This is a genomic window from Klebsiella sp. WP3-W18-ESBL-02, from assembly GCF_014168815.1.
In the GTDB taxonomy this organism is placed as follows: domain Bacteria; phylum Pseudomonadota; class Gammaproteobacteria; order Enterobacterales; family Enterobacteriaceae; genus Kluyvera; species Kluyvera ascorbata_B.
This window is the reverse complement of sequence record NZ_AP021973.1, coordinates 183,649-207,567: the sequence shown is the minus strand read 5'-3', so window position 1 is coordinate 207,567 and position 23,919 is coordinate 183,649. Positions and strand designations below refer to the sequence as shown.

Below are 23,919 nucleotides of genomic sequence, written 5' to 3'. Positions count from 1 at the left end.
AAAAGGAGGTTTTCAATGAGCGCCTACACCGTGTCCCGGCTGGCCCTTGATGCCGGGGTGAGCGTGCATATCGTGCGCGACTACCTGCTGCGCGGATTGCTGCGTCCGGTGGCGTGCACCCCGGGCGGCTATGGCCTGTTCGATGATGCCGCCTTGCAACGGCTGTGCTTCGTGCGGGCGGCCTTCGAGGCGGGCATCGGCCTGGACGCGCTGGCGCGGCTGTGCCGGGCGCTGGATGCTGCGGACGGCGATGAAGCGGCCGCGCAGCTTGCCGTTCTGCGCCAGTTCGTCGAGCGTCGGCGCGAAGCGTTGGCCGATCTGGAGGTGCAGTTGGCCACCATGCCGACCGAGCCGGCACAGCACGCGGAGAGTCTGCCATGAACAGCCCCGAGCGCTTGCCGTCCGAGACGCACAAACCGATCACCGGCTACCTGTGGGGCGCGCTGGCCGTGCTCACCTGTCCCTGCCATTTGCCGATTCTCGCCATTGTGCTGGCCGGCACGACGGCCGGCGCGTTCATCGGAGAGTACTGGGGTATCGCAGCCCTCACGCTGACCGGTTTGTTCGTCCTGTCTGTGACACGACTGCTGCGGGCCTTCAAAGATCGATCATGAGCGCTTCCCATTGAGACAAACCACGCTGTCGCTACGTTGCCTCATGCCGGCATCAAATTCGGCTGAGTAGCTTCTCGCCATCTGGACGTAGCTCACCCTTGGGTGAAACATGCCGATACAGGGTCTGCCGCGTGACGCCAAGTTCCTGGCATAGGTCGCCGACCTTGGTCTCTGGCTGACCCATTGCCGCCATCGCCAGCCGCAGCTTGGCGGCGGTCATCTTGAACGGCCGGCCGCCTTTCCGCCCGCGCGCGCGGGCCGAGGCTAGGCCGGCAATCGTGCGCTCCGCGATCAACTCGCGCTCGAACTCGGCCAGGGCGGCGAAGATGCCAAAGACCAGCTTGCCGGCGGCGGTCGTGGTGTCGATGGCCGCGCCGTGCCCGGTTAATACCTTCAAGCCGATGCCGCGCCCAGTCAGGTCGTGCACGGTGTTGATGAGATGTCGCAGGTCGCGTCCGAGCCGATCCAGTTTCCACACGACCAGTGTGTCGCCAGTTCGCAACGCCTTCAGGCAGCTCGTCAAGCCGGGCCGATCCTCGCGCATGCCGGATGCCTGGTCCTCGTAAAGATGTACTGGATCGACCCCGGCGGCAATCAGCGCGTCGCGCTGCAAATCGGTAGCCTGGGAGCCGTCCGCCTTCGATACCCGCATGTAGCCTATCAGCATGTCGTACCTGTCACATATACGTTCGATTATGTGACAGTTTGCATCGGGAAGCTCTGCACGTCAAAATTTGTCACTTAACCCGTCATTCTGTCTAAGGCATGCAAAGGGTAGGCTAGGCTCATAATGTGACAGAAATTCCGGGGGGATGCCTTCCTTCGCGAAGGTGGCGCGCAACTGTTCCAAGGAAGCGGGGTCGCGCCGACCATAGGAAGCCAACGCGAACAGCGAGCGTGCCGTCTCGGGGTTGTGTCGTGCTTCAATGATGGCCTCATCAATGGCCTGGATTGCACGCTGCCAGTGATCGACGGGTTCGGGCTTCGGCGCTTTCGCCGGCAGGCCACTGGTGAACCCGGTTTGGGGCTCGGACCAGAATAGCTTTGCGTGCTCGCCTGGCGGGCTTATATCCCTCACCTCAATCAAGCTGATTGCCGTTGCCGCCGCCTCCAGCATCTGCAACCGTACTGCCGGGTTCAGGGTTTCATACGGTCGCCACAGACTTTGCCCAGCACGCAGCGGATGCCCGCAGCATTCCCAGATTTGGCGGAGATACCCCGCGTAGGTGCCGCACGTCGAAAGCGGGGTGTTCAGCTCATCGAGCAGCGTGCGTAGCAGCCTAAACCACAATCCGGCGTGGATGCGTCGGCGCGGCAACTCCACGTGGCCGGTCGTCAGTGCCTGCCAGGTACGCTGGTCCATCGCCGCAATCGCGTCGCTGGCAGTGCGCGGTTCGGCGTCGGCGTTCTCCCAGCCGAGAAACCGCCCTGGCACGCCCCAATAGGATTCCAGCCAGCAGCCATGCAGTGGGCAGCTCAGCATCAGGGGCAGCTTCCACGCGAGCAGTACGGCTTGGTTCTCCGGATCGTTCAGGCAGAGCGGACAGGCGCGGTGTATCGGTTGGGTGGGCAGCCAGGCACGCCAGCTCGTGATGGATCGCGTCTTACGGCGGAGTCTCGGCAGCAGTACCGAGAGCTGGAACGCATAGGTTTCCAATGCGGCTGGAATCTGATCATCAAGGCTGTCCAGTAGCCAAGGCACCCAGCCGGCGAAACTCATGCAGCGCAGCCGATCCAGCTCGATACCGCTCCGCTGGGAGAGCATCGCCAGCAGCGCCAGTGGTGGCGCGGTGTCCAGGTCATCAACCTGGCCGTGACCAAGATCGTGCTCCAGCAGCTCGGACACTTCCATGTGATAGCAAAGGGCCACGCGGTTGAGCCACGAAGACAGGGCTTCGGCTTCCCTGGGTGCCGGATGCAGTGGCCAGCGTGGCGCTGGCTTCACATCAGTACCCGCTCGAATTGCCGCCGCCGCTCGCTGGGACCGGTGTAATCGGCCATGCTGAGCGTGCGGTGGTTGATCGCTTCCTCACCACTCTCCACGGCGGCCACGGCCGCCGCCATCAATAGGTGCGCCAGCTCGCCAATAGTGCCCTCGCTGCGCGTGAGCAGGTAGCGAGCCATGTCCAGCGTGGCAATCGACGAAGGTCGCCGCAGCGGGAGCGAAGCCGCGAAGCTGGCCAGCAGTGAACAGCAATCGTCGTTGGCCTCCCACACCGGCAGCATCATCGGCTCGAAGCGATTTTCCAACTGGTCATCCGAGCGGATGGCCAGGTAGGCGTCGCGTGTGCCCACACCGACCAGCGGGATGCGCAATTCGTTGCCGAGGAAGCGCAGCAGGTTGAGGAATTCCCGGCGGTTGACGCTGTTGCCGGCCAGGACGTTGTGCAGCTCGTCGATCACCAGCAAACGCACACCGAGCTTGCGCAGCAGTGTCAGCGCCAGTTGCTCTATTTCCGGCAGCCGTGGGCGCGGTCGCAATGGTGCTCCCATCGCCGCGAGCAGCGCGACGTAGAAGCGGATCACCGATGGCTCGGACGGCATCTGCACGACCAATACCGGGATGTGCTCCTGGTCGGCGTCGGAGCTGGCCGGGTGGGCGCGGCGGAACTTCTCGACGATCATCGACTTGCCGTTGTTGGTTGGACCGACCAACAGCAGGTTGGGCATGCGTTGTTTGTTTGGCCACGTATACAGGGCTTCCAGCCGGTTCAACGCCTCGACTGCTCGCGGATAGCCGATCCAGCGGTCGGCGCGAAGGCGATGGATGCGCTCGTCCGCCGGGAGACGGGCCAAGCCCTGGGCCGCCGGCAGCAGGTGGGACAGGTCGATGATGGGATATTCGTCCACGGCTACCACTCCTCAATCTGGTCGAACGGTTTGGCAGGTGGCTGGTTGTCCGCCTGCGGGTCTGCCATGTCCGTGTCCGCTGGTGGCGTGGTTTTGACAGGTTGTTCCGTTGACTTGAGATGCTGGCGTCGATCCGCGTCGCGCCGCGCCTTGCGCGTGGCTTTCTGCGCAGTGGTCACGATTTCGCGCATCTGCCCGATCATGCGGAACAGCGCCGACTCATCCACCTGTTCGCGCCCTTGCTGCCGCAATTTCGCCAGCGCCTGCCGTTGTTCCCAGAGGGTGACAGCCGGGTGCGACAAGGTACGGTATGGAATTTCCAGATAGTGCTGCCCCTCCGGCTCCAGCACCCAAATGCGGCTGATGTCGCGTGGGTCGCGCCGGATCAGGAACGCAGGCAGGCGGTCGCGCCGAGCTATCCACGGCTTGAGCGCATCGGCGTAGTAGTGGATGTGGTCGATGACGAAGCCAGTGCGGGTCAGGGTGCGGCGGAGGACGGGCAGGAAATCGACCAGAAAAGCCGTGGTGCGAGTGATGACGGTTGGAACGCCGGTACGCGCGACAGCTTCGGCCCAGCGTGCGGCCGGCGGTTGGAGCAGGCCGTTGTGCACGGAGCCGTGATAGGTGCCAACCGCCAATGCGAGCCAGCGTTCCAGCTCGCGCAGTGTCAGGGCGGCCATCTTCTCGGAGGCGTATTCCCCGCGCTGGTCAGGGTTGGAGAAGGTCGTCCCCGGCAATTCGTCGTGGATCATTTGCATCGCCGTGCCGATGATCCGTTCCACGATGCCGCCATAGTGCGGCTGCCCGAGAGGCCGATAGTCCAACCGGATGCCATGCTGCTCGCAGCCACGGCGTAGCGCCTCGCTCTTGAATTCGGCCGCGTTGTCCAGGTAGAGCAGCGCGGGCTTGCCGCTCATCGGCCAGTCCATTTCCACGTCCAACCTTTCCAACCAAGGGCGCTTGTCGCAACCGGCGTGTGCGAGGCACAGGCCGACCGAGACGGCAGATGGCGCTTCTAACGTGACCACCATGCCAACCACGCAGCGGGTGAACACGTCGATGGCGAGGGTCAGGTACGGACGGCCAATCGGTTGCCGGTCGCGCTCGTCCACCACGATCAGGTCGATGACTGTGTGGTCGATCTGTACCTGCTCCAGCGGTGCGGAGACTGGCGGAGGAACACCGCCAACACCTTGCAGGATGCGGGACGCATCCTGGCCTTCCCGAAGTCGAGTGGTCTTGAGTGGATCAAGGCTGGCGATCCGCAACGCGACCGTGTTGCGCGCCGGCATCCGCAGCTTTTGCAGCTTGCACACCCGCGCAACTTCACGGTGGAACGCCGCCAAGCTGCGCTTCTGCTTGGTCAGGAAGCGCTTTTGCAGTAGCTCGCGGATGATTCGTTCGACCGACTCCGGCAAGCGGCCTTTACCTTTGCCACCGCTCGACTGTCCAAGAGCCAAATCAGTGACCAGCCCCGAACCTTGCCGGGCACGGCGGATCAGGACGTAGACCTGCCGCCGGGACAGACCCAGCGCCTGGGCTGCTGCGTCGGCCGCTTCATGCCCGACCGTCTCCGACTGCGCCAACGGCCCAATGATCTCCGCGCGGCAGCGAGCACGCTCCCATGCCTGTTCTGACAGGGTGGCTACGCCGCGCTCGGCAATCGGTACGGTATCGGTCGCCATGCTCGCCTCGCTTTGGTGCACACGAGTATTGAGCATAGACGAGTTTCGTGCAGAGGAGTCCTGATATCGGGCTGTCAGGAGCCGTATGCACAGCAGGCTTCATGTCTCGTTGATTGGTGCAGTCGTCTTCTGAAAATGACACACAGATCGCGCCATGCGCTCGGTGAGCCACCAGATGAACATGGCCAAGCTGCCGATGCACCGCGACCTGGCCGGCTTCGACTTCAGCGCCTCCAGCGCAGACGCTCGTTTGATCAGCGAACTGGCCAGTCTGGCCTTTACCGACACCGCGCAGAACGTGGTGCTGATCGGTGGGCCTGGCACCGGTAAAACCCACCTGGCCACTGCGCTGGCCGTGTCCGGCATCACCCGGCACGGCAAGCGCGTGCGCTTCTACTCCACGGTCGATCTGGTCAATCTGCTGGAGCGCGAAAAGCACGACGGCAAAGCCGGGCGGATCGCCCAAGCTCTGCTGCGCATGGATCTGGTCATCCTCGACGAACTGGGTTATCTGCCCTTCAGCCAGGCCGGCGGTGCGTTGCTGTTTCACCTGCTATCCAAGCTGTACGAACACACCAGCGTGGTGATCACCACCAACCTGAGCTTCGCCGAATGGTCGAGCGTGTTCGGCGACGCCAAGATGACCACCGCCCTGCTGGATCGGCTGACCCACCACTGCCACATCGTCGAAACCGGTAACGAGTCCTATCGCCTGCAACACAGTAGCTTGGCGGCCCAGGCCAAGATCAAATCACGGGAGCGAAAGCGTAAGGGCGGCCAGGAACCGGAGGACGATGAGCCGTTCTGATTTCATGGCGACGACGGCCTGCTACATGGCTGCGTGTGGCAGGTCTTAAACAACTGAACTGGGCTAGCGAAGGAGTGGGGGCAACAGCAGCTGCGCTGGTAGACTTATCCACAGTTGCTGGTAACAAAATCAGCAATCCGCCCTGGGTCAAATTTCAATCGGCAGGGTGGGTCAATTTTCCATCAGCGCCAACACACTAAGCAACCATCAGAAAATTTTGACTGTACGCCAAAAAATTCGCATCTACCAGCATCTAAACAGGCGTTGCAGGGCAATCGCATGAACGCCTGCCGATTTGAATGAGTCCTTTCCCAGCGGGCATCCTGAGCGCCTCTCTACTCAGGATGCCCTGCAATGTCGCATCACATACCAATCTCCGATGTTCTGGTCGCCATCAATGATCCCCGTCAGCAGGGCAAGATTCGTCACGACCTGGTCGAAACACTGGTCGTGGCTATCTGCGGCGTGCTTGCCGGCGCTGACACCTTCATCGAAATCGAACTCTGGGCTGAGCAGCGGCTGGACTGGTTCCGCCGTATTCTGAAACTACCCCACGGCATTCCCTCACACGACACCTTTGGACGGCTATTCAGCCTGATCGATCCAGAGGAGTTCGAGCAGGCCTTCCGCTGTTGGGTTGCGGCGATCCTACCGGCCCTTTCTCCGCAAGTGGTTGCCCTAGACGGCAAGACCAGTCGCCGCTCCGGCAAGAAAAACACGGCCCCGTTGCACCTGGTCAGCGCTTTTGCGGCTGATTCAGGGCTGATTCTCGGGCAGAGGGCGACCTCCCAGAAGTCCAACGAGAAGACCGCCATTCCTGAGCTGCTGGCCACACTGGCGCTTGAGGGCTGCATCGTGACGATCGATGCCATGGGTACCCAGCCGGACATTGCACAGGCCATTCTCGATCGCGGGGCGCACTATCTGCTGGCCATCAAGGGAAACCAGCCGAAGCTGGCCGAAGCGATCGATGACTTCGCTGACACCTTTTTGGACGGCGATCCTGCCCGGGTACCCCATGCGCACTTCGAGCATGTCGAGAAGGACCATGGCCGGCTGGAGGTTCGTCGCTGCCATGTTTTCGACCAACTCCAGTGCCTGCCACAGCCAGAACGCTGGCCAGGACTGCGCACTTTCGTGATGCTGGAGTCCGAGCGGACTGTGGGCAACCAGACCAGCCTGGAGCGCCGTTACTACATCAGCAGTCTTGCTCCGGATGCAGAGCGCATCGCACATGCCATCAGGGCGCACTGGGGCGTGGAGAACCGCGTCCACTGGTGCATGGATGTCATTTTTGGTGACGATCAGATGCGGATCCGAACCGGGCATGCTGCCCACAACATGGCCGTTCTCAAGCAACTTACATTGAATTTGATCCGGTTGGATCCGGTCAAGCGCAAGGGTGGCATCAAGGCACGAAGGCTGATTGCTGCAACCTCTGATGATTATCGGGCTGAACTATTAGGTCTCAGGTGAGCTTCATGCGATTGCCTTGACAGGCGTTGTTGATTATCATAAAACACTGACACTGTATTATATAATCGTGCTTTTGTGTTATTTTTTTAATATTTACTGATTACGTACTTGCTTAACCACTCAGTTGCGCTAGAACTAATAGACGCGAAATTTAAATCTCTAATTTTCCAACACTTAGTAAAACCTCGTTTGCCATCCCACTACCATTGTAGGAGCAAATCAGGAGACATAAAAAATTAGCGGTAGCGTGCCTGGCCCTCTAGATAAGTATTGGAGACTGTAATGAAGTTTGAAAAGTCACAGACAGCAATCGACCACCTGACTCCCGAGCAACACCGAATTACCCAGGAGGCGGGCACCGAAAGGCCCTTCACGGGCGAGTACAACGACAACAAGGAGCCTGGCATCTACGTCGACATAGTGTCGGGAGAGCCACTGTTCGCTTCGACGGACAAGTTCGATTCGGGTACTGGCTGGCCCAGCTTCACCAAGCCGATCGTTTCGGCAAACGTGAACGAGGTGCGGGACAGCGCACACGGCATGGTCCGGACGGAGGTCAGGTCAGTACACGCAGACAGTCATCTCGGCCATGTGTTCCCCGATGGTCCTTCCGACCGCGGCGGTCTGCGGTACTGCATCAACTCAGCGTCCCTTCGCTTCATCCCGCGCGACGAGATGGAGTCCGAGGGATACGGTGAATATCTCGATCAAGTAGAGGAGGCTTAACATGCATCAGCGCGCTGTTCTCGCAGGAGGATGTTTCTGGGGCATGCAGGATCTGATCCGCAAGCGGCCCGGCATCATCTCGACCCGTGTGGGTTACACGGGCGGCGATATTCCGAACGCCACGTATCGTAATCACGGCACGCATGCCGAGGGGATCGAGATTGTCTTCGACCCGACAGTGACGAGCTACCGGAACATCCTGGAATTCTTCTTCCAGATCCACGATCCGACGACGCTGAACCGCCAGGGCAATGATCGTGGGCTCTCCTACCGGTCGGGCATCTATTATGTCGACGAGGAGCAGAAGCGCGTCGCCGAGGATACGATCGCCGATGTGGATGCCTCGGGGCTGTGGGATGGCAAAGTGGTGACCGAGGTCCAGCCGGTCGGCGAGTTCTGGGAGGCCGAGCCCGATCACCAGGATTATCTGGAGAAGCGCCCGGGCGGCTACACCTGCCACTTCGTCCGTCCCGGCTGGGTGCTTCCGAAGCGCCAAAAGGTTGACGACGTACAGCCAGCGGCCGGGACCGCGGCGGAATAGGCTTCACTGCCGTTGCCACTGCGCCGATCCGGTCCGCAATCTTCGTGACCGCGTCGTTCAGCGACGCGGTCATCGAACCCTACTTCAGAGTGACGGCTCGTTCCAGTCAGTCGCCATCGCAACACCAGGATCGCAGATTTATGCCAGACCTCTCGTCCTTTCCGATCACGCAGCGCTGGCCGGCATCTCATCCCGATCGCCTGCAACTCTACGCAGCCCCTACGCCCAATGGCGTCAAGGTCTCGATCATGCTTGAGGAGACTGGCCTGGCGTACGAGCCCCACCTGATCGACATCTCGAACAACGAGTCGAAGGATCCGGCGTTCGTGTCGCTGAACCCGAACGGACGCATACCGGCGATCATCGATCCGGCTGGCCCTGACGGTAGACCCATCGCCTTATGGGAATCCGGTGCGATCCTCCTCTATCTGGCCGACAAGACGGGTCAGTTCATCTCCACCGAACCAGGCCAGCGTTACGAGACCCTAGCGTGGGTGTTCTTTCAGATGTCGGCCATCGGGCCGATGTTCGGTCAGCTCGGCTTCTTCCTGCGATTTGGCGGCAAGGACTATGAGGACAAGCGGCCGCAACAGCGCTTTATCGACGAATCCACGCGTCTGCTGGGGATTCTGGATCGCCGGCTGGAAGGCCGCGACTGGATCGTCGACGACTATTCGATCGCGGACATCGCGACGCTCGGCTGGGTGAATGCGCTGGTGGAATTCTACGCTGCGGGTGACATCCTTGGCCTCAGCAGCTTTTCGAACGTCCGCGCATGGCTTGGACGCGGGCTGGCTCGACCGGCCGTCCAGCGTGGCCTCCACATTCCCGCGAGGCCAGCATGAGCATCATCGCCGCCTATTATTACAACGAAGGCAAGCGAGTTCGCGAAATCGCGCTCGATGAGCACGTCAAGTTGGGCGAGAGTCGCTCGGGCTTCTGCTGGATCGCGCTTAGCGAACCCACCCCCGAGGAACTACTCGCGATCCAAAGGACATATAATCTTCATCCGTTGGCGATCGACAACGCGATGCACCCGCTGTGCCCGCCCAAGCTCGAGGTCTACAACGATGAGTTGTACGTCGTCGCGCAGACCGCCGAGCTGGTCGGCGACCGGATCAGCTACGGCAAGATGGCGATCTTCACCGGTCACAATCACCTTATCACCGTGCGGCACGGCAATGCCGGAGCGCTGGGCAAACTTCGGGAGCAACTCGAGGCATCGCCGACGCAGTTCGGCAAGGGTGTCGACTATGTGCTGCACGCGATCTTGCATCGCGTGGTCGACCAGTATCTGCCCATCTTCGAAATGATCGAGGACGACGTCCTGGCGATGGAGCGACGGTCGCTGCACGATTTCCTCGGGCCAGAAGAGGTGGCGCGAATCTTCGAACTAAGGTCCGAACTCACGCGGTTCCAGCGCACGCTCGGGGCTATGGCCGAGCTGGTGCGAAAGCTCGTTCGCGGCCACTTTCCCTGCATCAGCGCCGAAATGACACCATATTTCCACGACGTCGCGGACCATGTCCACCGCGTGCAGTCCATGGTCGACGGCCTCCTGCTTGTCCTGTCCACGGTCTTTGAGGCCAGCAGCCTTCTTGAAGCGCAAAGGACGGGGGTGATCACCCGCCAGCTGGCGGCTTGGGCGGCAATACTGGCAGTCCCGACGGCGATCGCTGGAATATACGGCATGAACTTTAAGCACATGCCGGAGCTGGACACGGCCTACGGATACTTTGTCGTGCTCGGAGTGATAGCGATATCGTGCGTTTTCCTATTTGTGCGCTTCAAGAAGGCTAAGTGGCTGTGAATACTGCCCATCGTTTTCTTCGCCGTCATCTGACGGTTACAGCGGGCCTTATACGGAAGCTTGTCCAATCCAACTCAAGATGAAGGTGCGTCCATGACATAGCAGCTGACCGACGCTCTACAAGCAGTTCAGTCCTTCATCGCCAAGGGCTAAGACCGCGAATAGCGCGTCAAGGACAGCAATCTCGTCGATCTCGAGCCAGGATCAACCATCGGTCCGTGCGGCATCTGCGTCGACGCGGCGTTTCGCCTCGGAAGCGGTGATGATGGCGATAACGCCTCCACCCTCTACGCGATCACCGATCCGGCGACCGAGCATAAGGGCCTGTTGATCGACGTGTTCGATGAAATCTGCTACCGCGACCCAGTTCAAGAGTCGGGACCTCAATGTAGAAGAAGTTGACTAACGAGCATTCGCGTCATCCGATCAAGCAAGCTGGAGACATTTATGAAAGCCATTGGTTACAAGGTTCCGGGACCCATCGCCGCGGATGCCGCGCTGGTCGACATCAATCTGCCTCGGCCTGTCGCTGCAGGATACGATATCCTGGTTGAGGTGAAGGCCGTCTCGGTCAACCCGGTCGACTACAAGGTCCGCAACAGCACGCCGCCGGCAGATGGCGATTGGAAGGTGCTGGGATGGGATGCCGCCGGGATTGTGCGCGAGGTCGGCCCCGACGTCACGCAGTTCGAGTTAGGCGACGAGGTCTATTATGCCGGATCGATCACACGGCCCGGTACCAATGCGGAGTTCCATCTCGTCGACGCCCGGATTGTCGGTCACAAACCTGCGTCGCTCTCCTGGGCGGAAGCGGCGGCGCTGCCGCTGACGACGTTGACGGCCTGGGAGGCGATGTTCGACCGCCTGGACGTGGCGAAGCCCGTACCCGGTGCGGCGGAGGCGATCCTCATCATCGGTGGCGCGGGCGGGGTTGGGTCGATCGCCGTCCAGATCGCGCGACAGCGCACGGACCTCACCGTCATCGCCACAGCCTCTCGACCGGAAACCCAAGAGTGGGTAAGAGGGCTTGGAGCTCACCACGTCATCGACCATTCTCGTCCGCTCGCGCCACAGATCGCCGAACTCGGCATCGGTGCTCCCGCTTTCGTCTTTTCGACCACACATACCGAGCAACATGTCGCCGACATCGCCGAACTGATCGCCCCACAAGGACGGTTCGGACTGATCGACGATCCCAAGGCATTCGATATCATGGTTTTCAAGCGCAAGGCGGTGTCGATCCACCACGAGCTGATGTTCACGCGGTCGATCTACGGCACGCCCGACATGAATGAGCAGGGCGAGATTCTGGATGCGATGGCAGCGCTGGTTGACGACGGCAAAATCCGCACGACGCTGACCCGGCGACTGTCGCCGATCAATGCCGCCAATCTGAAGACGGTGCATGCACTGATCGAAAGTGGCGCGGCTAAAGGCAAGATCGTCCTCGAAGGCTTCTAACGACCGCGATCGCCAAACATCTTGTCCAACCTCAAAAAGCCGAACGGGTTATGCCCCAGCGATGAGAATCCCATGACCAAATCTATTGCCACCGCCTCGATCAACCGCGAAACCGCAGTCGCCCTCATCGACGCGGCGCTCGCTGCGGCCCGTGCCATCGGCATCCCGGCTGCCGTCGCCGTCGTCGACGCCACCGGTAACCTGCGCGCGTTCGAGCGCACCGACGATGCGCCGTTCCTTACCGTCGATGTTGCCATCGACAAGGCCTGGAGTTCCGCCTCGTTTGGGTTCCCGACCCATGTCTGGAACGACTATGTGACCAACGATCCAAAAGTGGCGCCGCTAGCCTATCGCCCTCGGATGGTCGCTGTCGGCGGCGGTTATCCGATTCTGGAGGATGGGAAGTTGATCGGCGGCATAGGCATCTCCGGAGGCAACTATCAGCAGGATCAGGATGCGTGCGTCGAGGCACTCATGAAAATCGGGTTCCAGTTGCCAGCCTGACGACTGTGAGGCCATCACCGGTGGTAATGGCCAACAGATCCAACCTTTGAGAGGCCTAATGATGGAAGCGTTCGTCGTCTTTACGCGGGAAGAAACCAGCGACCCACATGCACTCGCAACCTATTCTGCAGGCGTCGGACCATCGTTCGATGGTCACGACGTTACCTTTCTCGCCGCTTATGGCGCGATCCAGCATTTGGAGGGGCCGCCCATCGAAGGGGCCGTAATCTTGCGTTTCCCGACGATGCAGGCCGCTCGCGACTGGTATGACAGTCCCGCCTACCAAACCATCGCTGCTCAACGCTTTGCCGGTTCCCGTTACCGCGCCTTTATCATTGAAGGGCGGCGGTGACATACCGACAGAAGCACTTCGGCGCTGACCACGAGGTATCGGCGTGTGAACTCGCATCTTGGGAATCTGTGGGGGGGACCAAGACAGCGGCGCTAGGGGCTCATATCGTCGATCGGATCAGAGAGTTGCTCGGCGAGAATGGGTTATCTATTGCCGAGCTGACGGAGCGGAGCCGCCCTCTCCCAACGGATTGATTCAATCGTTGACGCTCCTCCTATCCGGATCCGGGTTTTCGCACGCTGATCAACAGAGTTACAGCGCGCAACGCCTGTAGTGGGCATCAGGGGATGGGTGGCAATCAGGATGATTGCCCACCTTCCAACGATTAACCTTGCTCAAGTTGCTTCACTAGTCGCTCCGCGTCGAGATGGAAGTCCGAGAAAACAATGCTACCGCCAGCGTCGATAACCGTAAACCACGGAGTTCCTCGTGTGCGGTAGTCTTCCATGAAGGTTGGAAACGGCGAGCCGGTCGGTTGCTCGTCGTGACCGAAAACGATAGGAAGCTCATACTTGAGCTGGTTCACGCGCAACTTCTCGAAGGTATTCTCATGCGTTCCTTCGAAGACGGTCTGGATCACTGCGAACCCCACGTCTTTTGAGCTCAACGCTGCATGCAACTTTTGTAGCGTCGGAAACCCATGCAAATGGCAACCTTGGCACCAATGCTGGAAGGCAAACAAGATTTTCGGGCCGGGCCCGATATCTGACAGTTTGAACGGCGCGATACTTTCCCCATCTTTGCCAATCCATTTTTGCACCCGCAGCTCAGGCGCTTGTCGTTCGATCTCGTTCATCTGATCCTCCAACCCCGATACAGAAGCTTAGTGGATGATCGCGCGTCGCGACGGTGCGCGAACGTCCGACCTTATTTTCCCTATTTCCTGAAGCCAGAATAGATCAGATCGACATTTCGTCCTTAATATACTCAAGCTGCCGGCGAGCGCGAACTGGGCAACCATGCGCTGGTGAGCCTTGAGCTTTGCACGCTGCCCATCCGTTTGAGAGCGAACCTGCAACTTCCGCTCCGCATACCGCAGATCAGCGTACGCAGCCTTGGGGTTATCTACCCTATAGCCATTGGGTATTGGGAATCATGCTGGCCTGACGCTATGTTCGATACGCGATTTTTTACGATGATAGAGCATCTGTATCTGATTTTTAGTCGATTGGCTTATTCGGCGGATGTGCGGGCAAATGCTTTACGCAGAGTACTGAAATGAAGGCCGGCTTCGGTCTGCCGTATCGAGCAAGAGGGGTCACTATGGTCACCAGAGGTTTCACCGGTCGCGGTTCAGGCGACCAGTCCGATCGGATTCCGCCAGGTCAGCATCTGGTGGAGGATTTCCCTGTTCTGTCGGCCGGCCCTACGCCGAGGGTAGAGCCCTCCGACTGGAAATTCACAGTCAAAATTGGTCCGAAGCCCGTCAAAACGTGGAATTGGGGCGAATTCAACACTCTACCAAAGACCCAGGTGACAAAGGATATTCACTGCGTCACCTCTTGGTCCAAACTGGATACCGTTTGGGAGGGTGTACTCATTGAAGACATCCTTGCAGATGCAGAGCTTGATCGGCCTACCGATTTCGTCTTGGCGCACTGCTACGATAATTATTCGACAAACGTCCCTCTGACGGATCTGCTTTCCGGGAAAGCGATGGTCGCCCTCAGTTATGCGGGCAAGCCACTTTCCCGCGATCATGGGGGGCCGGCGCGTCTTCTAGTGCCGCACCTTTACTTCTGGAAATCCGCCAAATGGGTGAATGCGCTGCAATTCACGACGCGTGACGAGGCCGGCTTTTGGGAGCTGCACGGCTATCACATCTACGGCGATCCGTGGCGCGAACAACGATACACCCATGACTGAAAACGAAGCGCAAGTCCGTTCGTGGCAATCATGCGTGATCGACGACATCATCCAGCAAACACCGAGTATCAAGAGCTTCTTCCTTCGGTTGAGCAAGCCGTTCGCGCACACCGCAGGTCAGCACGTCGATATCCGGCTGACCGCGCCCGACGGCTACAGTGCAATGCGCAGCTACTCGATCGCGTCATCGGCAGTTTCGACCCCGATCGTCGAGATAGCTATCGAGCGCATGCCGGATGCCGAAGTTTCGCCGTTTTTTCACGACATCGCGGCGATTGGTGACGAAATCGAAGTTCGCGGTCCGCTCGGTGGCCATTTCCTTTGGCCTGAGCCTGCCATAGATCCGGTTCTGTTGATCGGGGGAGGCTCCGGCCTCGTGCCGTTGATGGCAATGATCCGGCAGCGCCGCGCATTGGCCCAAGCCGTTCCGACAGCGTTGCTCCTGTCCGCACGAACCGCCGAGGACGTTCTCTTCTCAGAAGAACTTCATTGCATCGAAATCAGCGATCCGGCGTTCGTCCTGGCGCTCGCGATTACGCGCGAGAAACCGGTTCGCGCATCGGACTTTGCGCGACGGATCGACGGCATGATGGTCCAAGAAATTCTAACCAGGCTTCAGGGAAAGCCGACGCAAGTGTTCGTCTGCGGGTCTAACGGATTCGTCAACATCGCAACCGATAGCGCGCTGCTGGCGGGCTTGGACGCCTCCATCATCAAGACGGAGCGCTACGGGGGCTAGCGGCGCGAGCTATCTCACGTCGCGCCGATCGTAGACGTGCGCCCTGGGAAGCTTTGGCGATCAACGTGAACCGTTTTGCCGAACACAGTCTTCGTACCCCCCGGCCTCTAGAACGCCTTCGCTCGCGATACCTGGCTCGACATCAAGCTCAATTTGAAAGTTCCTGCACTATCCGTCGTCCTGATATGCTCGACCAGCATGATGGGCGATTCGAGCGGGACCGCTTCCGTCCCAATCGAGGCTCGGTTACCTTAGAGCATCGGCTCGGCGCTACAGGAGGCGCGTGCGGCCTCTGCCTGGCGGTGAAAGCACTTTGGGCCATGTCGCCTGGATAGCGGCCAATCGTCAGCATCTGCTCCGATGTCGGCCAAGGTGCAGTCGCCATCTTTGAACGCCGCGAATTGGAGATCAACGCCATGACAGCGATCCGCGTGCAACTGCCGGAGATGCAATATGACAACTGATGTATTGCTGTACACCACGAATTGGTGCCCGTTCTGCCGCCGAGCGAAGGCGCTCCTCAAGGAAAAGGGCGTGCGATGGAAGGAGCTCGATATTGAGGCGGATCCGGCTCACCGGCAGGCCATGGCGGAAGCGTCGGGGCGAAGCTCCGTGCCGCAGATCTTCATCAATGGCACCCTTATCGGTGGCTCCGATGAGCTATTCGCGCTCGATGTCAGAGGCGAGCTCGACAAACTTCTCGGGCGCAACCCGCCTGCCACCTGAGGAGGTGCGGCTTGGGGCAGCCAGCCCGCGAGCCTTCGCCGGTTGATGAATACAAAAGGAGAGTCCGTTGGTCTCAGCCATCTGGAAAGACACTACTATCGCCACAAGCGACGAAACAGTCATCGTCGAGGGAAATCACTACTTCCCACCGTCAGGAGTCGACCTGAGCCTGCTTGAGATGAGCCCGCACACATCTGTCTGTCCGATCAAAGGCGCCGCGCGCTTCTTTCATGTTCGCGCGGGTGACGCGCTCAACGTGAACGCCGCTTGGACCTATCCCGCCCCCACTCCGGATGCCGAGGGTATCCGGGATTACATCGCTTTCTGGAAAGGCGTGGACGTTGCCTAGCAGACTGGACGGACGACTTCGCTGATAGCCATGCGGGCGCCGACATCTCAATTATCCTGCCCACCCCGGGCCTCGTCGGCTGCAGGAATCTGCCCGGCACCTTAGCGCGACCCGGCACTGGCGGTCTCGCACCCGCCGCGCCTCTGTTCTATCAATAAGGATGGATGACATGGAGCATTCCGAGTTCGATGCCGCTTTCGCGAAGCTTGCGGAGGGATACAGAGAAGGGACTTATGAAGGCCGGCGTTTCAGCTTGATCGTCCGGCGATCTGGGGACGGACGTCGCAACAGTCTGTTCGCCAGGGAGTTGGACGGGACTGACATTGTCAGCTTCAACCTCTTCCGCGTTACATCAGATAGGACATTGTTGAAGCCGTGCGAAATGTCCGCCGAAAAGGTCGTAGCGTTCGTGCTGGAGTTCCGACCGGACACCTGACGGGCAGAAGAAGATCCCGGCCAACCGGCGCGCCTGCGACGGCCGGCTATCTAAGGCTGCGCAAGCCTATAGCCGCAGCTCATTGCACTTCGTCTGGCGAGGAATTCAACATCGATACGTCGCCATCCGCGGGGATATCGGTACAGGCGCCCGTGTAAGCCAGATTGAGAAATCCTAAGCGATGACTAACACCAATGACGCCACCCTTCCGACACATTCTATTCTTGAGGAATGCACAGCGATGGCTGTCGTCAACGCTCTGAAGATTATTCTGAAGAACAGCTACGCGATCTACCTTAAGACAAAAAATGCCACTCGGGCGCATCCCGCCCCTACTTCAGGGACTTTCACTTGCTTCTCGCTCTGTCACTCACAGCATCGGCACGCCCATGACGCATGGTATCCAGGCCTCATAATTTTCCCATATAACCTTCTTGTCTTTTGCGCACCCAGAAAGACTCGAGGCTTTAACTGGACAGATGAGCCCTCGAGGGTAGTGTTCACCTGATTGGCTTTCTCATATCTGATGTTGATTCGCACAGTGTGCCAACCAGGTGATAGTTTCAAAAAACCTGCGCTTCAGAGCGAATTAGACGATCTTCGATAAGAGCGATCCGCCTCAAAATCCAAAACATCTAACATTGTCCTAGAGCCATATTTGTACCTAGTACTATGGCGCTCCCATTAACACATTTGATGATGCACAGAAAACTTAGCTCATGATCATGTACAGGACCTTAAGCGGCGAGTCCATTTAAAACGCCTTCCAAGGTCCTGTTCTGTATCGACTTTCTCTGCTTGGTTCGGCAGGCGTTCTTGGCCAAATAATCGGCAGCCCATTCCAATCTTTCCCTTATTTCTGTCAGCGCCCTATGGGCCACTGCTTCCAATAGCGGTAGCCACCACGTCGCACTGTTCTTCGACGCTTTCAGCATCGATAGCGCCCCACTCATCACACTCTGCGCGACCCGTCTCTTCATCACCAGCGACAGCAGGCTCGTCCACACCAACCCCTCGGCAATCGCTTTCTCGCCCGTCACAAACCCCTTGAGCCGGTTGTGCGATTTCCACTCTTTAAATAACAACTCCACCTGCCAACGGCAGCGATACAGGCTCATCACCTGCTCTGCTGACCATGCTGCTCGCGGTAGGTTCGTCATCCACAGACAGAACCGCTTTTCCTCAGCAAACCAGCGCCGGATCAACCGGTACTCGACCTGGCCGGACTTCACCACCATATCCAGTACCTCGGCCCGACAGCGTCGCCGTCCGGCCTCTCTCAGAGATAGTCCCGCCAGCTTGGGTACTTCCCGTCCATCACCGCGCCAGGCTTGGATTATCTTGGGGTTCAGGCTTTTCGTGCCGCGCACCAGATAAAATCCGCCAGCGTCGTTCACCTGCTCAAACCAAGCCCTATCAATGTAACCTGCGTCAGCCAGCAGCAGGCAGTTGGTCAGCGTGTGGGCTTCAGGCAGAAATTGCCGTTCCCCTGCGGTATCGGCAGACACACTCATGCACAACGGGCTCTGCTCCGACAGTGACATGGTCATATGGCACTCGATAGCTGCCGGACTGATGGTCTTGAACCGGCCGGGAAAATCAGCAGCAAGGCGCCGATGCACCGCAAAGGAGGTGCCATCGTGCAGTAACACCTGCTTGAACGCGCCGAGGGAGGCTGCTTTGAGTTGATGGTCGATACGCAAGGCGATGGCCCGCTCGACCAGGGCTTTCATAAACAGGGCAAAGCTCTCTTTGCGCAGCTGATTGTGAAACGGTTTGTAAGAAACCTGATGGGTGTTTACCAGTTGCAAGGCATTGAAATGGCGGTGTAAACCGGCAATGTCATTGACCTGGTCGCCTCCCATGGCCCGCAGCAGTGCAGGTACGAGCATGGCTGGGGTAATGGCACGCTGACGCAGACAAAACTTGCAGAGCCGAGCAATGCGCTCGAGTGCGGCGGGAGCCAAGAGTTGCTCCAGATAGTAATTAGCGTTGATAATAGTCATAGGCTTCGCGCGTGTTGATTTTGTTTGGCGATAAAATCAGATCACAAACGAAGCCTTTTTTATATCTATTTCAATTGGTTGCCGCTAAAGATCCTGTACATGAGTGAGGGTTATGGTGGCTATATGCTGGATATTGCTATTCAGATGACAGCCATATGGGGAAGATTACAGGCGCCTGAAATAACAGCAGAGTATGGAGTGACTACCACGGCTGGAGGTTGGCACGGGCTGATCCCCTCTCCCTTTGGGAGAGGGTTAGGGTGAGGGGAGCTGGCTGACCGGGTGTAGCAACCAGGCGGCATTACACCGCTGAATCTTCAGTTATTGAAATTCCACGCGATCGGCAGTTCGACGTCGAAGATAAGTGCATCCCCGTCGAGGCGAAAGGCCAGGCTGGTCTGGTGCTGGTCGTATTCGTTGATAATCAGGCAGCTCTCGGCGAAGTTGGACTCGTAGTTGATATGGGCCACTCCTTCACGGCCGTCAGCGAGTTCGATGCTGAGCACCCGCAGCGGGTTCTCCTGACTGAGGTTGACCCGGGTGTCCCCCACGTCCACCAGCCGTTCCAGCAGAGGGAAGAAATCTTGTCTGTGGGTCGTTATGGCCTGGGTGATGGCCTGCTCCAGCTCAGCCTGGGTGGCGAAGGGGCCGCCGAGTGGGTAGCGGGTCTGGATCCTTTCCTGAGTCATTGCGTTTCCTCCTGAACTGAGATGTGGCAACAGTTTGGCCGCTGCAGTGACCTGTCATGTACAGGATCTTTAGCTACAACCAATTGAAATAGATAGAAAAAAGGCTTCGTTTGTGATCTGATTTAATCGCAAAAAAAAACCGACACGCCCGAAGCCATGACTATTATAAATGCAACCCAGTACCTCAAGCAACTTCTTAGCTCTTCTGAACTCAACCGGATCGGTAAATTTACCGGTTTTTGTCAGCGACTCCGGGATATCCAGCCTGCGAGACTACTCCCGGCTCTGCTCTCAGGGCTTGGTTGCGACAAGGTGGATGGTATTGCTGGTTTGCATCGCCATTTCAATGCGTTGCAGCTCCATGATACTGACCAAATAGCGTATAAACTCTTTCACAACCAGTTACGCAAGCAGGGTTTTCCCTTGTTCATGCGCGCACTGGTTGAACGAGCCATCGCCTTACGCCTCAAGGAGTGTCTACCGGACGCCCACGGACTGGCAGGCTTTGAGCAGGTACTGCTGCAGGACGGGTCGTCATTCGCGTTACATCCGCAATTGGCAGAACATTTCCCGGGCCGATTCAATAAGCACAGCCCCGCTGCGGTAGAGTGTCATATGACCATGTCCTTGCTGGACCAGTCGCCGATATCGATGAGTATCACGGCGGATACCGAATCGGAGCGCAAGCATCTTCCGGCCGCAAATTCGTTAAATAACAAACTGTTATTGGCGGATGCCGGTTACATCAGCCGCGAGTACTTTGCTGATGTGACCAAAGCCAAAGGAAGCTATCTGGTCAGAGGGAGTCAAAATCTCAATCCCAAAGTACAGGCAGCTTACCGACAGGACGGCAGGGAAATGCCCAAGTTACTCGGAAAAAAGCTCAAGGATATCGATCGGAGAAGCTGCAGAGCCGAGGTTCTGGATCTGGATGTGAGTTCGGGAAAGTATAAATATCGACTCATAAGACGTTGGTTTGCAGAGGAAAAACGGTTCTGTATATGGATGACCAATCTTCCGCGTGAGCGATGGCCAGCCGAGAAGGTGATGGCATTGTATCGTTGCCGTTGGCAGATCGAACTGTTGTTCAAAGAGCTGAAATCACATAACCGGTTGAAGGCGTTCGCGACACGACAAAAAGCGATAGCGGAAGGCTTGATCTGGGCTAGTTTGCTGGCCTTGCTGGTCAAACGTCGGCTGGCGCTGACGCTGATTGGCAGCGCGGAGTTATCGATGCTGAAGATTGCCAAAAACAGCGCGCTTTGGTTAATGCCGATATTGGCGAGCATCATCCATGGTGCGTGGCAGGAAATAACAGAGAAGTTGGAGTGGGCAATGGTGTATTTATCCAAAAACGGCAAAAAGAGTAGGCAGAGAAAATCCAAGAAAAACAACACGTTAGACGGTATTATTAATTCGCTTGCCGCTTAAGGTTCTGTACATGAGCTCATGATAGCTTTCAGCTAACAGCTATTCGGAAGCCCGAAAGGATTCAACCGTTTAAGCGTGAACCGTCGATTATAAATACTTTCGTAAGTTAGCTTTAAAGGACGCTTTTAGTCCTTGTAAATACGCATTACGACTCCACAGCTACCAAATCCATACGGCGCCAGCAACCATTAAAACACCCGACACTACTAAAACAATAGTAGAGGCGCGATTGCTGCCTTTCAAAGTATGACCAACACCCACATCCATAACTAGGTGTCGAATTCCGGCTACGAGATGATAAATAAATGAAGAGTATACCAACCAGAAACTAACTTTGCCGAAAGGTGAAGAAAAAATCTCCTTGACTTCATTAAAACCCTTTTCTGACTCCAACGATTTGCTCAGCATATACAGTATCAGTCCCAGAAAAATAAAGAGCATAATTCCTGAAATCCGGTGCAGAATCGATGTAAGCGCCGTGAGAGGAAGCTGAATGGTTCGAATATCAAGATTAACCGGCCGCTTTTTATTCATTTTGACTCCAGTCAACAATTCTAGTGGGGGATTTCAGTTTTCGATCTCATTCATCATAGCAGCTGTAACTAAGGCTGGCGGCGACAATAATGGAGATATTCGGGGCTTACGTTGCATTTTGAGGTCGCAAGTGCATGTGCGTAAATTGAAGCAAATTGCAAGGTTATGCCCAATAGGTAGCTAGCTTATTAATTTAACAAAAGTGACGTGTGTCGTTCTGCAGGGCATGCTGTTCCCCAACCCTGGAAAACCTATCCTCTTTAACACGTCAAAGTCGATTGATAGGCTTGCTGCAACAGCTATCTGCCCGGTTGAAGTCGAAGATCGATGTATCTGTAGGGTTTGGAAATAAATGCGGGCGCCCACCGCACTCACGGCTCAGTTACCATTCTTTGTGCATCGCGGCCGCGCGGCTAGTTGGTAGCTGTTCTAAGCCTAGTCAGTGCCGCCCTTCGCCCCAAGCCCCATAGTCAGATTTGAGAAATGACAGTAGGCGATGCCGCAACGCGCTTCATCGACCTATGTAAAACGACTCCTTTATCGAAATAGTGCACTCATCGCTCTCCACGGCGATCCCTTCATCGCGAATTGCACCGCCCAAGACGATCTGCACTGAAATCAATACTTTCTGATGCCTCTTGATTAGAGATGCCAGCTATAATCATCTCATCGCCAACGCATACGGCGTTCGGCAGCCAACACACTCTCACTCACTACTGGAAGCTCAGACATGAAAACCATAGGCATTGAAAACTCGAAGTCCAGCGTACAGGCCCACTTAACGCTTGGAACCAAAACTATGGGGCTAGGTATCTATGGCGCGTACTTGGCTCTCGCTATTATTTACTTCTGGTTCGGCGGCATGAAATTTACCCACTACGAGGCCGAGGGCCTGGTTCCACTGGTGAGCAACAGCCCGCTTTTGGGATGGGTGTATAGCATTTTTTCGGTCGACATGTTCTCCAGCCTGCTCGGCATACTAGAGATTTCGATCGGCACTCTGATCGCAGGCCGCATGCTGTCGCCCAAACTATCCGTGGTAGGAGGCGCTCTGTCTGCAGGCCTGTTCTTCACAACCCTTAGCTTTATGTTTTCCACTCCGGGCGTCATTGAGCCTAGTTTAGGGTTTCCGGCGATTTCCGTTGCGCCAGGTCAGTTTCTGCTTAAAGACTTAGGGTTGCTTGCTGTTTCGATATTTGTGGCAGGCCATTCGCTGGTTGAACTGGAAAAACGTAAAATTAATGCATAATTTTTTCAATGGCTTAAGGCAGTAATGCCTTAGGCCTTTTTGCCATCATTTTCCCCCGCCAGATCTTTCAACCAGTCACGAGGGCTCAACCCCGTCTTGCGTCTAAATGCGCGAGACAGCGCCGAAGGACTTTCGTAGCCGACTTGAGCTGCAATCAGCGTAATCGAGCGCCCTTCTCGCATCAGCTTCTGAGCCAGGCTAACTCGCCAACTCAACAAATAATCAGCAGGCGTCTGTCCGATGACACTCTTGAAATGCACGGCATACGCAGCGCGTGACATATTTGACTCACTGGCCAGCTCTGCTATTGACCAGGCATGTTCCGGGGAGTTGTGCATCTGTAAAAGCGATCGGGCAAGCCGCATGTCGGCCAGTCCAGCCATCATTCCGGTGCGCAACTGGTGATGATCGAGCAGGTAACGGAGCAACAGAATGATTAGGAGCTCAAATAAGCGCTCAAGCGCGGCTTCCCTTCCACAATGCACATTTGCCGCCTCGGCAAACATCCACTCCAACGTGTCTGCCAGCATGGGCAGATCATCGAGTGCGAGCACCAAACAGTCCGGTAATGAAGCCGACAAAGGATTATCAATTCCGCCCTCAAACTCCATGGAAGCACACAACAACTTTGCGCCATCGGACTCACCCGCAAACAATTGATGCTTGGCGGGGCGTGGCATAAAAATCAAGCTAGGGCGAGTGAGCTGCAAATCCTTGCGATCGGGACCAAGCAACGTCACGCTGCCGGCCTGAAGCAGATGGATATAACCTCGCCGCTCGGCGCCATCGTAAGATGCAGAGCCGCATAGGTCGCCGTCATAGAACAGATTGGCCCGCACGCCGAACCGCGAGAGCAAATTAGACAAACGATCCATTGGCCGATCCTTGACGAGTCAGAACGCACAGACCATACCATCTGCGTTGTCGTTCAGTGCCTGTAGCGAACATGCCGGCGTAAATCAGCCAACGGATAAAGTGATCACTGAGCAGCTCAGCCTCCCTTTCCAGTTCGGCTGTTAAAAAAACAACACCGTTGTTTGAAAGCACCAGCAAATCAAGTGCTCACT

General features: G+C 57.5%; 26 protein-coding genes and 1 pseudogene. 18 read left to right on the top strand and 9 right to left on the bottom strand.

What is annotated here, in order from left to right:
• Positions 1–15: 15 nt before the first annotated feature.
• The gene (gene merD / locus H7R56_RS26035) at positions 16–381 is read left to right on the top strand and encodes a mercury resistance co-regulator MerD (RefSeq protein WP_003465059.1); all 366 of its coding nucleotides are present in this window, start codon (positions 16–18) and stop codon (positions 379–381) included.
• Positions 378–614 (top strand): broad-spectrum mercury transporter MerE, encoded by a 237-nt coding sequence (gene merE, locus H7R56_RS26030; protein ID WP_001087809.1) that lies wholly within the window; start codon positions 378–380, stop codon positions 612–614. Before merD ends, merE begins: the two co-directional genes overlap by 4 nt.
• Positions 615–666: 52 nt before the next feature.
• On the opposite strand, the gene H7R56_RS26025 is transcribed toward merE, so the two are convergent.
• The 4 genes from H7R56_RS26025 to H7R56_RS26010 are packed head-to-tail and all read right to left on the bottom strand — an operon-like array spanning position 667 to position 5,149.
• Entirely contained in the window at positions 667–1,281 is a 615-nt protein-coding gene (locus H7R56_RS26025) for a recombinase family protein (protein WP_000904941.1), read from the bottom strand.
• 60 nt (positions 1,282–1,341) lie between these two features.
• Complete coding sequence (locus H7R56_RS26020) at positions 1,342–2,559, bottom strand: TniQ family protein (RefSeq protein WP_009288528.1); 1,218 nt, start codon at positions 2,557–2,559, stop codon at positions 1,342–1,344.
• Positions 2,556–3,464, bottom strand: a complete 909-nt coding sequence (locus H7R56_RS26015) for a TniB family NTP-binding protein (RefSeq protein WP_123282527.1) — start codon at positions 3,462–3,464, stop codon at positions 2,556–2,558. The genes H7R56_RS26020 and H7R56_RS26015 overlap by 4 nt, the downstream gene beginning before the upstream one ends.
• A gap of 2 nt (positions 3,465–3,466) precedes the next feature.
• Positions 3,467–5,149, bottom strand: a complete 1,683-nt coding sequence (locus tag H7R56_RS26010) for a Mu transposase C-terminal domain-containing protein (RefSeq protein ID WP_011494284.1) — start codon at positions 5,147–5,149, stop codon at positions 3,467–3,469.
• Positions 5,150–5,288: 139 nt separating this feature from the next.
• Between H7R56_RS26010 and istB the strand changes: the two are divergent.
• The 9 genes and pseudogenes from istB to H7R56_RS25965 form a co-directional block, all read left to right on the top strand.
• Positions 5,289–5,957, top strand: a pseudogene (gene istB / locus H7R56_RS26005) (IS21-like element ISPst3 family helper ATPase IstB); the annotation flags it as partial.
• Positions 5,958–6,311: 354 nt separating this feature from the next.
• Positions 6,312–7,433, top strand: a complete 1,122-nt coding sequence (locus H7R56_RS26000; RefSeq protein WP_182928830.1) for an ISAs1-like element ISPa60 family transposase — start codon at positions 6,312–6,314, stop codon at positions 7,431–7,433.
• A 282-nt stretch (positions 7,434–7,715) separates the two neighbouring features.
• On the top strand, positions 7,716–8,159 hold the full coding sequence (gene msrB / locus H7R56_RS25995) for a peptide-methionine (R)-S-oxide reductase MsrB (RefSeq protein WP_003464965.1): 444 nt from the start codon (positions 7,716–7,718) through the stop codon (positions 8,157–8,159).
• 1 nt (position 8,160) lies between these two features.
• A complete protein-coding gene (msrA, locus tag H7R56_RS25990) occupies positions 8,161–8,700 on the top strand; it encodes a peptide-methionine (S)-S-oxide reductase MsrA (protein ID WP_003464967.1) in 540 nt (179 codons plus the stop codon).
• Between the two features lie 140 nt (positions 8,701–8,840).
• Positions 8,841–9,545: a glutathione S-transferase N-terminal domain-containing protein gene (locus H7R56_RS25985; RefSeq protein ID WP_003464969.1), complete on the top strand. Its 705-nt coding sequence runs from the start codon at positions 8,841–8,843 to the stop codon at positions 9,543–9,545.
• The gene (locus H7R56_RS25980) at positions 9,542–10,510 is read left to right on the top strand and encodes a magnesium and cobalt transport protein CorA (protein ID WP_003464971.1); all 969 of its coding nucleotides are present in this window, start codon (positions 9,542–9,544) and stop codon (positions 10,508–10,510) included. Before H7R56_RS25985 ends, H7R56_RS25980 begins: the two co-directional genes overlap by 4 nt.
• A gap of 447 nt (positions 10,511–10,957) precedes the next feature.
• The gene (locus H7R56_RS25975) at positions 10,958–11,971 is read left to right on the top strand and encodes a zinc-binding alcohol dehydrogenase family protein (protein WP_002118279.1); all 1,014 of its coding nucleotides are present in this window, start codon (positions 10,958–10,960) and stop codon (positions 11,969–11,971) included.
• Positions 11,972–12,043: 72 nt separating this feature from the next.
• Positions 12,044–12,475, top strand: coding sequence for a GlcG/HbpS family heme-binding protein (locus H7R56_RS25970; RefSeq protein WP_005006001.1), 432 nt, complete (start codon positions 12,044–12,046; stop codon positions 12,473–12,475).
• A 58-nt stretch (positions 12,476–12,533) separates the two neighbouring features.
• A complete protein-coding gene (locus tag H7R56_RS25965; RefSeq protein ID WP_010591688.1) occupies positions 12,534–12,827 on the top strand; it encodes a DUF1330 domain-containing protein in 294 nt (97 codons plus the stop codon).
• A 325-nt stretch (positions 12,828–13,152) separates the two neighbouring features.
• Here the strand turns inward: H7R56_RS25965 and H7R56_RS25960 are convergent, their stop codons facing one another.
• Positions 13,153–13,623 carry a TlpA family protein disulfide reductase gene (locus H7R56_RS25960; protein ID WP_003464979.1) on the bottom strand — a complete coding sequence of 157 codons (471 nt, stop codon included), beginning with the start codon at positions 13,621–13,623 and terminating at the stop codon, positions 13,153–13,155.
• A gap of 467 nt (positions 13,624–14,090) precedes the next feature.
• Here H7R56_RS25960 and H7R56_RS25955 point away from each other — a divergent pair, with 467 nt between their 5' ends.
• The 5 genes from H7R56_RS25955 to H7R56_RS25935 all read left to right on the top strand — a co-directional run bounded on the left by H7R56_RS25955 (position 14,091) and on the right by H7R56_RS25935 (position 16,943).
• On the top strand, positions 14,091–14,693 hold the full coding sequence (locus H7R56_RS25955) for a sulfite oxidase-like oxidoreductase (protein ID WP_003464980.1): 603 nt from the start codon (positions 14,091–14,093) through the stop codon (positions 14,691–14,693).
• Positions 14,686–15,432 (top strand): ferredoxin reductase, encoded by a 747-nt coding sequence (locus H7R56_RS25950; RefSeq protein WP_002118292.1) that lies wholly within the window; start codon positions 14,686–14,688, stop codon positions 15,430–15,432. The genes H7R56_RS25955 and H7R56_RS25950 overlap by 8 nt, the downstream gene beginning before the upstream one ends.
• 453 nt (positions 15,433–15,885) lie before the next feature.
• Positions 15,886–16,158: a glutaredoxin 3 gene (gene grxC, locus H7R56_RS25945; RefSeq protein WP_005005995.1), complete on the top strand. Its 273-nt coding sequence runs from the start codon at positions 15,886–15,888 to the stop codon at positions 16,156–16,158.
• Between the two features lie 67 nt (positions 16,159–16,225).
• Positions 16,226–16,507 (top strand): DUF427 domain-containing protein, encoded by a 282-nt coding sequence (locus H7R56_RS25940; protein ID WP_003464986.1) that lies wholly within the window; start codon positions 16,226–16,228, stop codon positions 16,505–16,507.
• A 169-nt stretch (positions 16,508–16,676) separates the two neighbouring features.
• Positions 16,677–16,943, top strand: coding sequence for a hypothetical protein (locus H7R56_RS25935; protein ID WP_003464988.1), 267 nt, complete (start codon positions 16,677–16,679; stop codon positions 16,941–16,943).
• 737 nt (positions 16,944–17,680) lie between these two features.
• Here H7R56_RS25935 and H7R56_RS25930 read toward each other — a convergent pair.
• Positions 17,681–18,949, bottom strand: a complete 1,269-nt coding sequence (locus H7R56_RS25930) for an IS4-like element ISApu1 family transposase (protein WP_011191342.1) — start codon at positions 18,947–18,949, stop codon at positions 17,681–17,683.
• 317 nt (positions 18,950–19,266) lie between these two features.
• Complete coding sequence (locus H7R56_RS25925) at positions 19,267–19,638, bottom strand: hypothetical protein (protein WP_004099020.1); 372 nt, start codon at positions 19,636–19,638, stop codon at positions 19,267–19,269.
• Positions 19,639–19,794: 156 nt separating this feature from the next.
• On the opposite strand from H7R56_RS25925, the gene H7R56_RS25920 reads away from it, so the two are divergent.
• Positions 19,795–21,069: an IS4-like element ISApu2 family transposase gene (locus H7R56_RS25920; RefSeq protein WP_182928829.1), complete on the top strand. Its 1,275-nt coding sequence runs from the start codon at positions 19,795–19,797 to the stop codon at positions 21,067–21,069.
• 159 nt (positions 21,070–21,228) lie between these two features.
• On the opposite strand, the gene sdhC is transcribed toward H7R56_RS25920, so the two are convergent.
• Positions 21,229–21,603 (bottom strand): succinate dehydrogenase, cytochrome b556 subunit, encoded by a 375-nt coding sequence (gene sdhC / locus H7R56_RS25915; protein ID WP_005005993.1) that lies wholly within the window; start codon positions 21,601–21,603, stop codon positions 21,229–21,231.
• Positions 21,604–22,333: 730 nt separating this feature from the next.
• On the opposite strand from sdhC, the gene H7R56_RS25910 reads away from it, so the two are divergent.
• Entirely contained in the window at positions 22,334–22,852 is a 519-nt protein-coding gene (locus H7R56_RS25910; protein WP_003464991.1) for a YkgB family protein, read from the top strand.
• A gap of 29 nt (positions 22,853–22,881) precedes the next feature.
• Here H7R56_RS25910 and H7R56_RS25905 read toward each other — a convergent pair whose 3' ends face one another.
• On the bottom strand, positions 22,882–23,727 hold the full coding sequence (locus tag H7R56_RS25905) for an AraC family transcriptional regulator (RefSeq protein WP_003464995.1): 846 nt from the start codon (positions 23,725–23,727) through the stop codon (positions 22,882–22,884).
• Positions 23,728–23,919 lie beyond the last annotated feature (192 nt).

What these genes read in the sequence shown, in the direction of transcription:
- H7R56_RS25925 (WP_004099020.1), bottom strand. Translation starts at nt 19,638, where the DNA reads ATGACTCAGGAAAGGATCCAGACCCGCTACCCACTCGGCGGCCCCTTC.
- H7R56_RS26000 (WP_182928830.1), top strand. Translation starts at nt 6,312, where the DNA reads ATGTCGCATCACATACCAATCTCCGATGTTCTGGTCGCCATCAATGAT.
- msrB (WP_003464965.1), top strand. Translation starts at nt 7,716, where the DNA reads ATGAAGTTTGAAAAGTCACAGACAGCAATCGACCACCTGACTCCCGAG.
- H7R56_RS25905 (WP_003464995.1), bottom strand. Translation starts at nt 23,727, where the DNA reads ATGGATCGTTTGTCTAATTTGCTCTCGCGGTTCGGCGTGCGGGCCAAT.
- H7R56_RS25975 (WP_002118279.1), top strand. Translation starts at nt 10,958, where the DNA reads ATGAAAGCCATTGGTTACAAGGTTCCGGGACCCATCGCCGCGGATGCC.
- H7R56_RS25910 (WP_003464991.1), top strand. Translation starts at nt 22,334, where the DNA reads ATGAAAACCATAGGCATTGAAAACTCGAAGTCCAGCGTACAGGCCCAC.
- H7R56_RS25955 (WP_003464980.1), top strand. Translation starts at nt 14,091, where the DNA reads ATGGTCACCAGAGGTTTCACCGGTCGCGGTTCAGGCGACCAGTCCGAT.
- H7R56_RS25920 (WP_182928829.1), top strand. Translation starts at nt 19,795, where the DNA reads ATGACTATTATAAATGCAACCCAGTACCTCAAGCAACTTCTTAGCTCT.
- merD (WP_003465059.1), top strand. Translation starts at nt 16, where the DNA reads ATGAGCGCCTACACCGTGTCCCGGCTGGCCCTTGATGCCGGGGTGAGC.
- sdhC (WP_005005993.1), bottom strand. Translation starts at nt 21,603, where the DNA reads ATGAATAAAAAGCGGCCGGTTAATCTTGATATTCGAACCATTCAGCTT.
- H7R56_RS25950 (WP_002118292.1), top strand. Translation starts at nt 14,686, where the DNA reads ATGACTGAAAACGAAGCGCAAGTCCGTTCGTGGCAATCATGCGTGATC.
- H7R56_RS25960 (WP_003464979.1), bottom strand. Translation starts at nt 13,623, where the DNA reads ATGAACGAGATCGAACGACAAGCGCCTGAGCTGCGGGTGCAAAAATGG.
- grxC (WP_005005995.1), top strand. Translation starts at nt 15,886, where the DNA reads ATGACAACTGATGTATTGCTGTACACCACGAATTGGTGCCCGTTCTGC.
- msrA (WP_003464967.1), top strand. Translation starts at nt 8,161, where the DNA reads ATGCATCAGCGCGCTGTTCTCGCAGGAGGATGTTTCTGGGGCATGCAG.
- H7R56_RS25970 (WP_005006001.1), top strand. Translation starts at nt 12,044, where the DNA reads ATGACCAAATCTATTGCCACCGCCTCGATCAACCGCGAAACCGCAGTC.
- merE (WP_001087809.1), top strand. Translation starts at nt 378, where the DNA reads ATGAACAGCCCCGAGCGCTTGCCGTCCGAGACGCACAAACCGATCACC.
- H7R56_RS25930 (WP_011191342.1), bottom strand. Translation starts at nt 18,949, where the DNA reads ATGACTATTATCAACGCTAATTACTATCTGGAGCAACTCTTGGCTCCC.
- H7R56_RS25985 (WP_003464969.1), top strand. Translation starts at nt 8,841, where the DNA reads ATGCCAGACCTCTCGTCCTTTCCGATCACGCAGCGCTGGCCGGCATCT.
- H7R56_RS26025 (WP_000904941.1), bottom strand. Translation starts at nt 1,281, where the DNA reads ATGCTGATAGGCTACATGCGGGTATCGAAGGCGGACGGCTCCCAGGCT.
- H7R56_RS25965 (WP_010591688.1), top strand. Translation starts at nt 12,534, where the DNA reads ATGATGGAAGCGTTCGTCGTCTTTACGCGGGAAGAAACCAGCGACCCA.
- H7R56_RS25980 (WP_003464971.1), top strand. Translation starts at nt 9,542, where the DNA reads ATGAGCATCATCGCCGCCTATTATTACAACGAAGGCAAGCGAGTTCGC.
- H7R56_RS25935 (WP_003464988.1), top strand. Translation starts at nt 16,677, where the DNA reads ATGGAGCATTCCGAGTTCGATGCCGCTTTCGCGAAGCTTGCGGAGGGA.
- H7R56_RS26010 (WP_011494284.1), bottom strand. Translation starts at nt 5,149, where the DNA reads ATGGCGACCGATACCGTACCGATTGCCGAGCGCGGCGTAGCCACCCTG.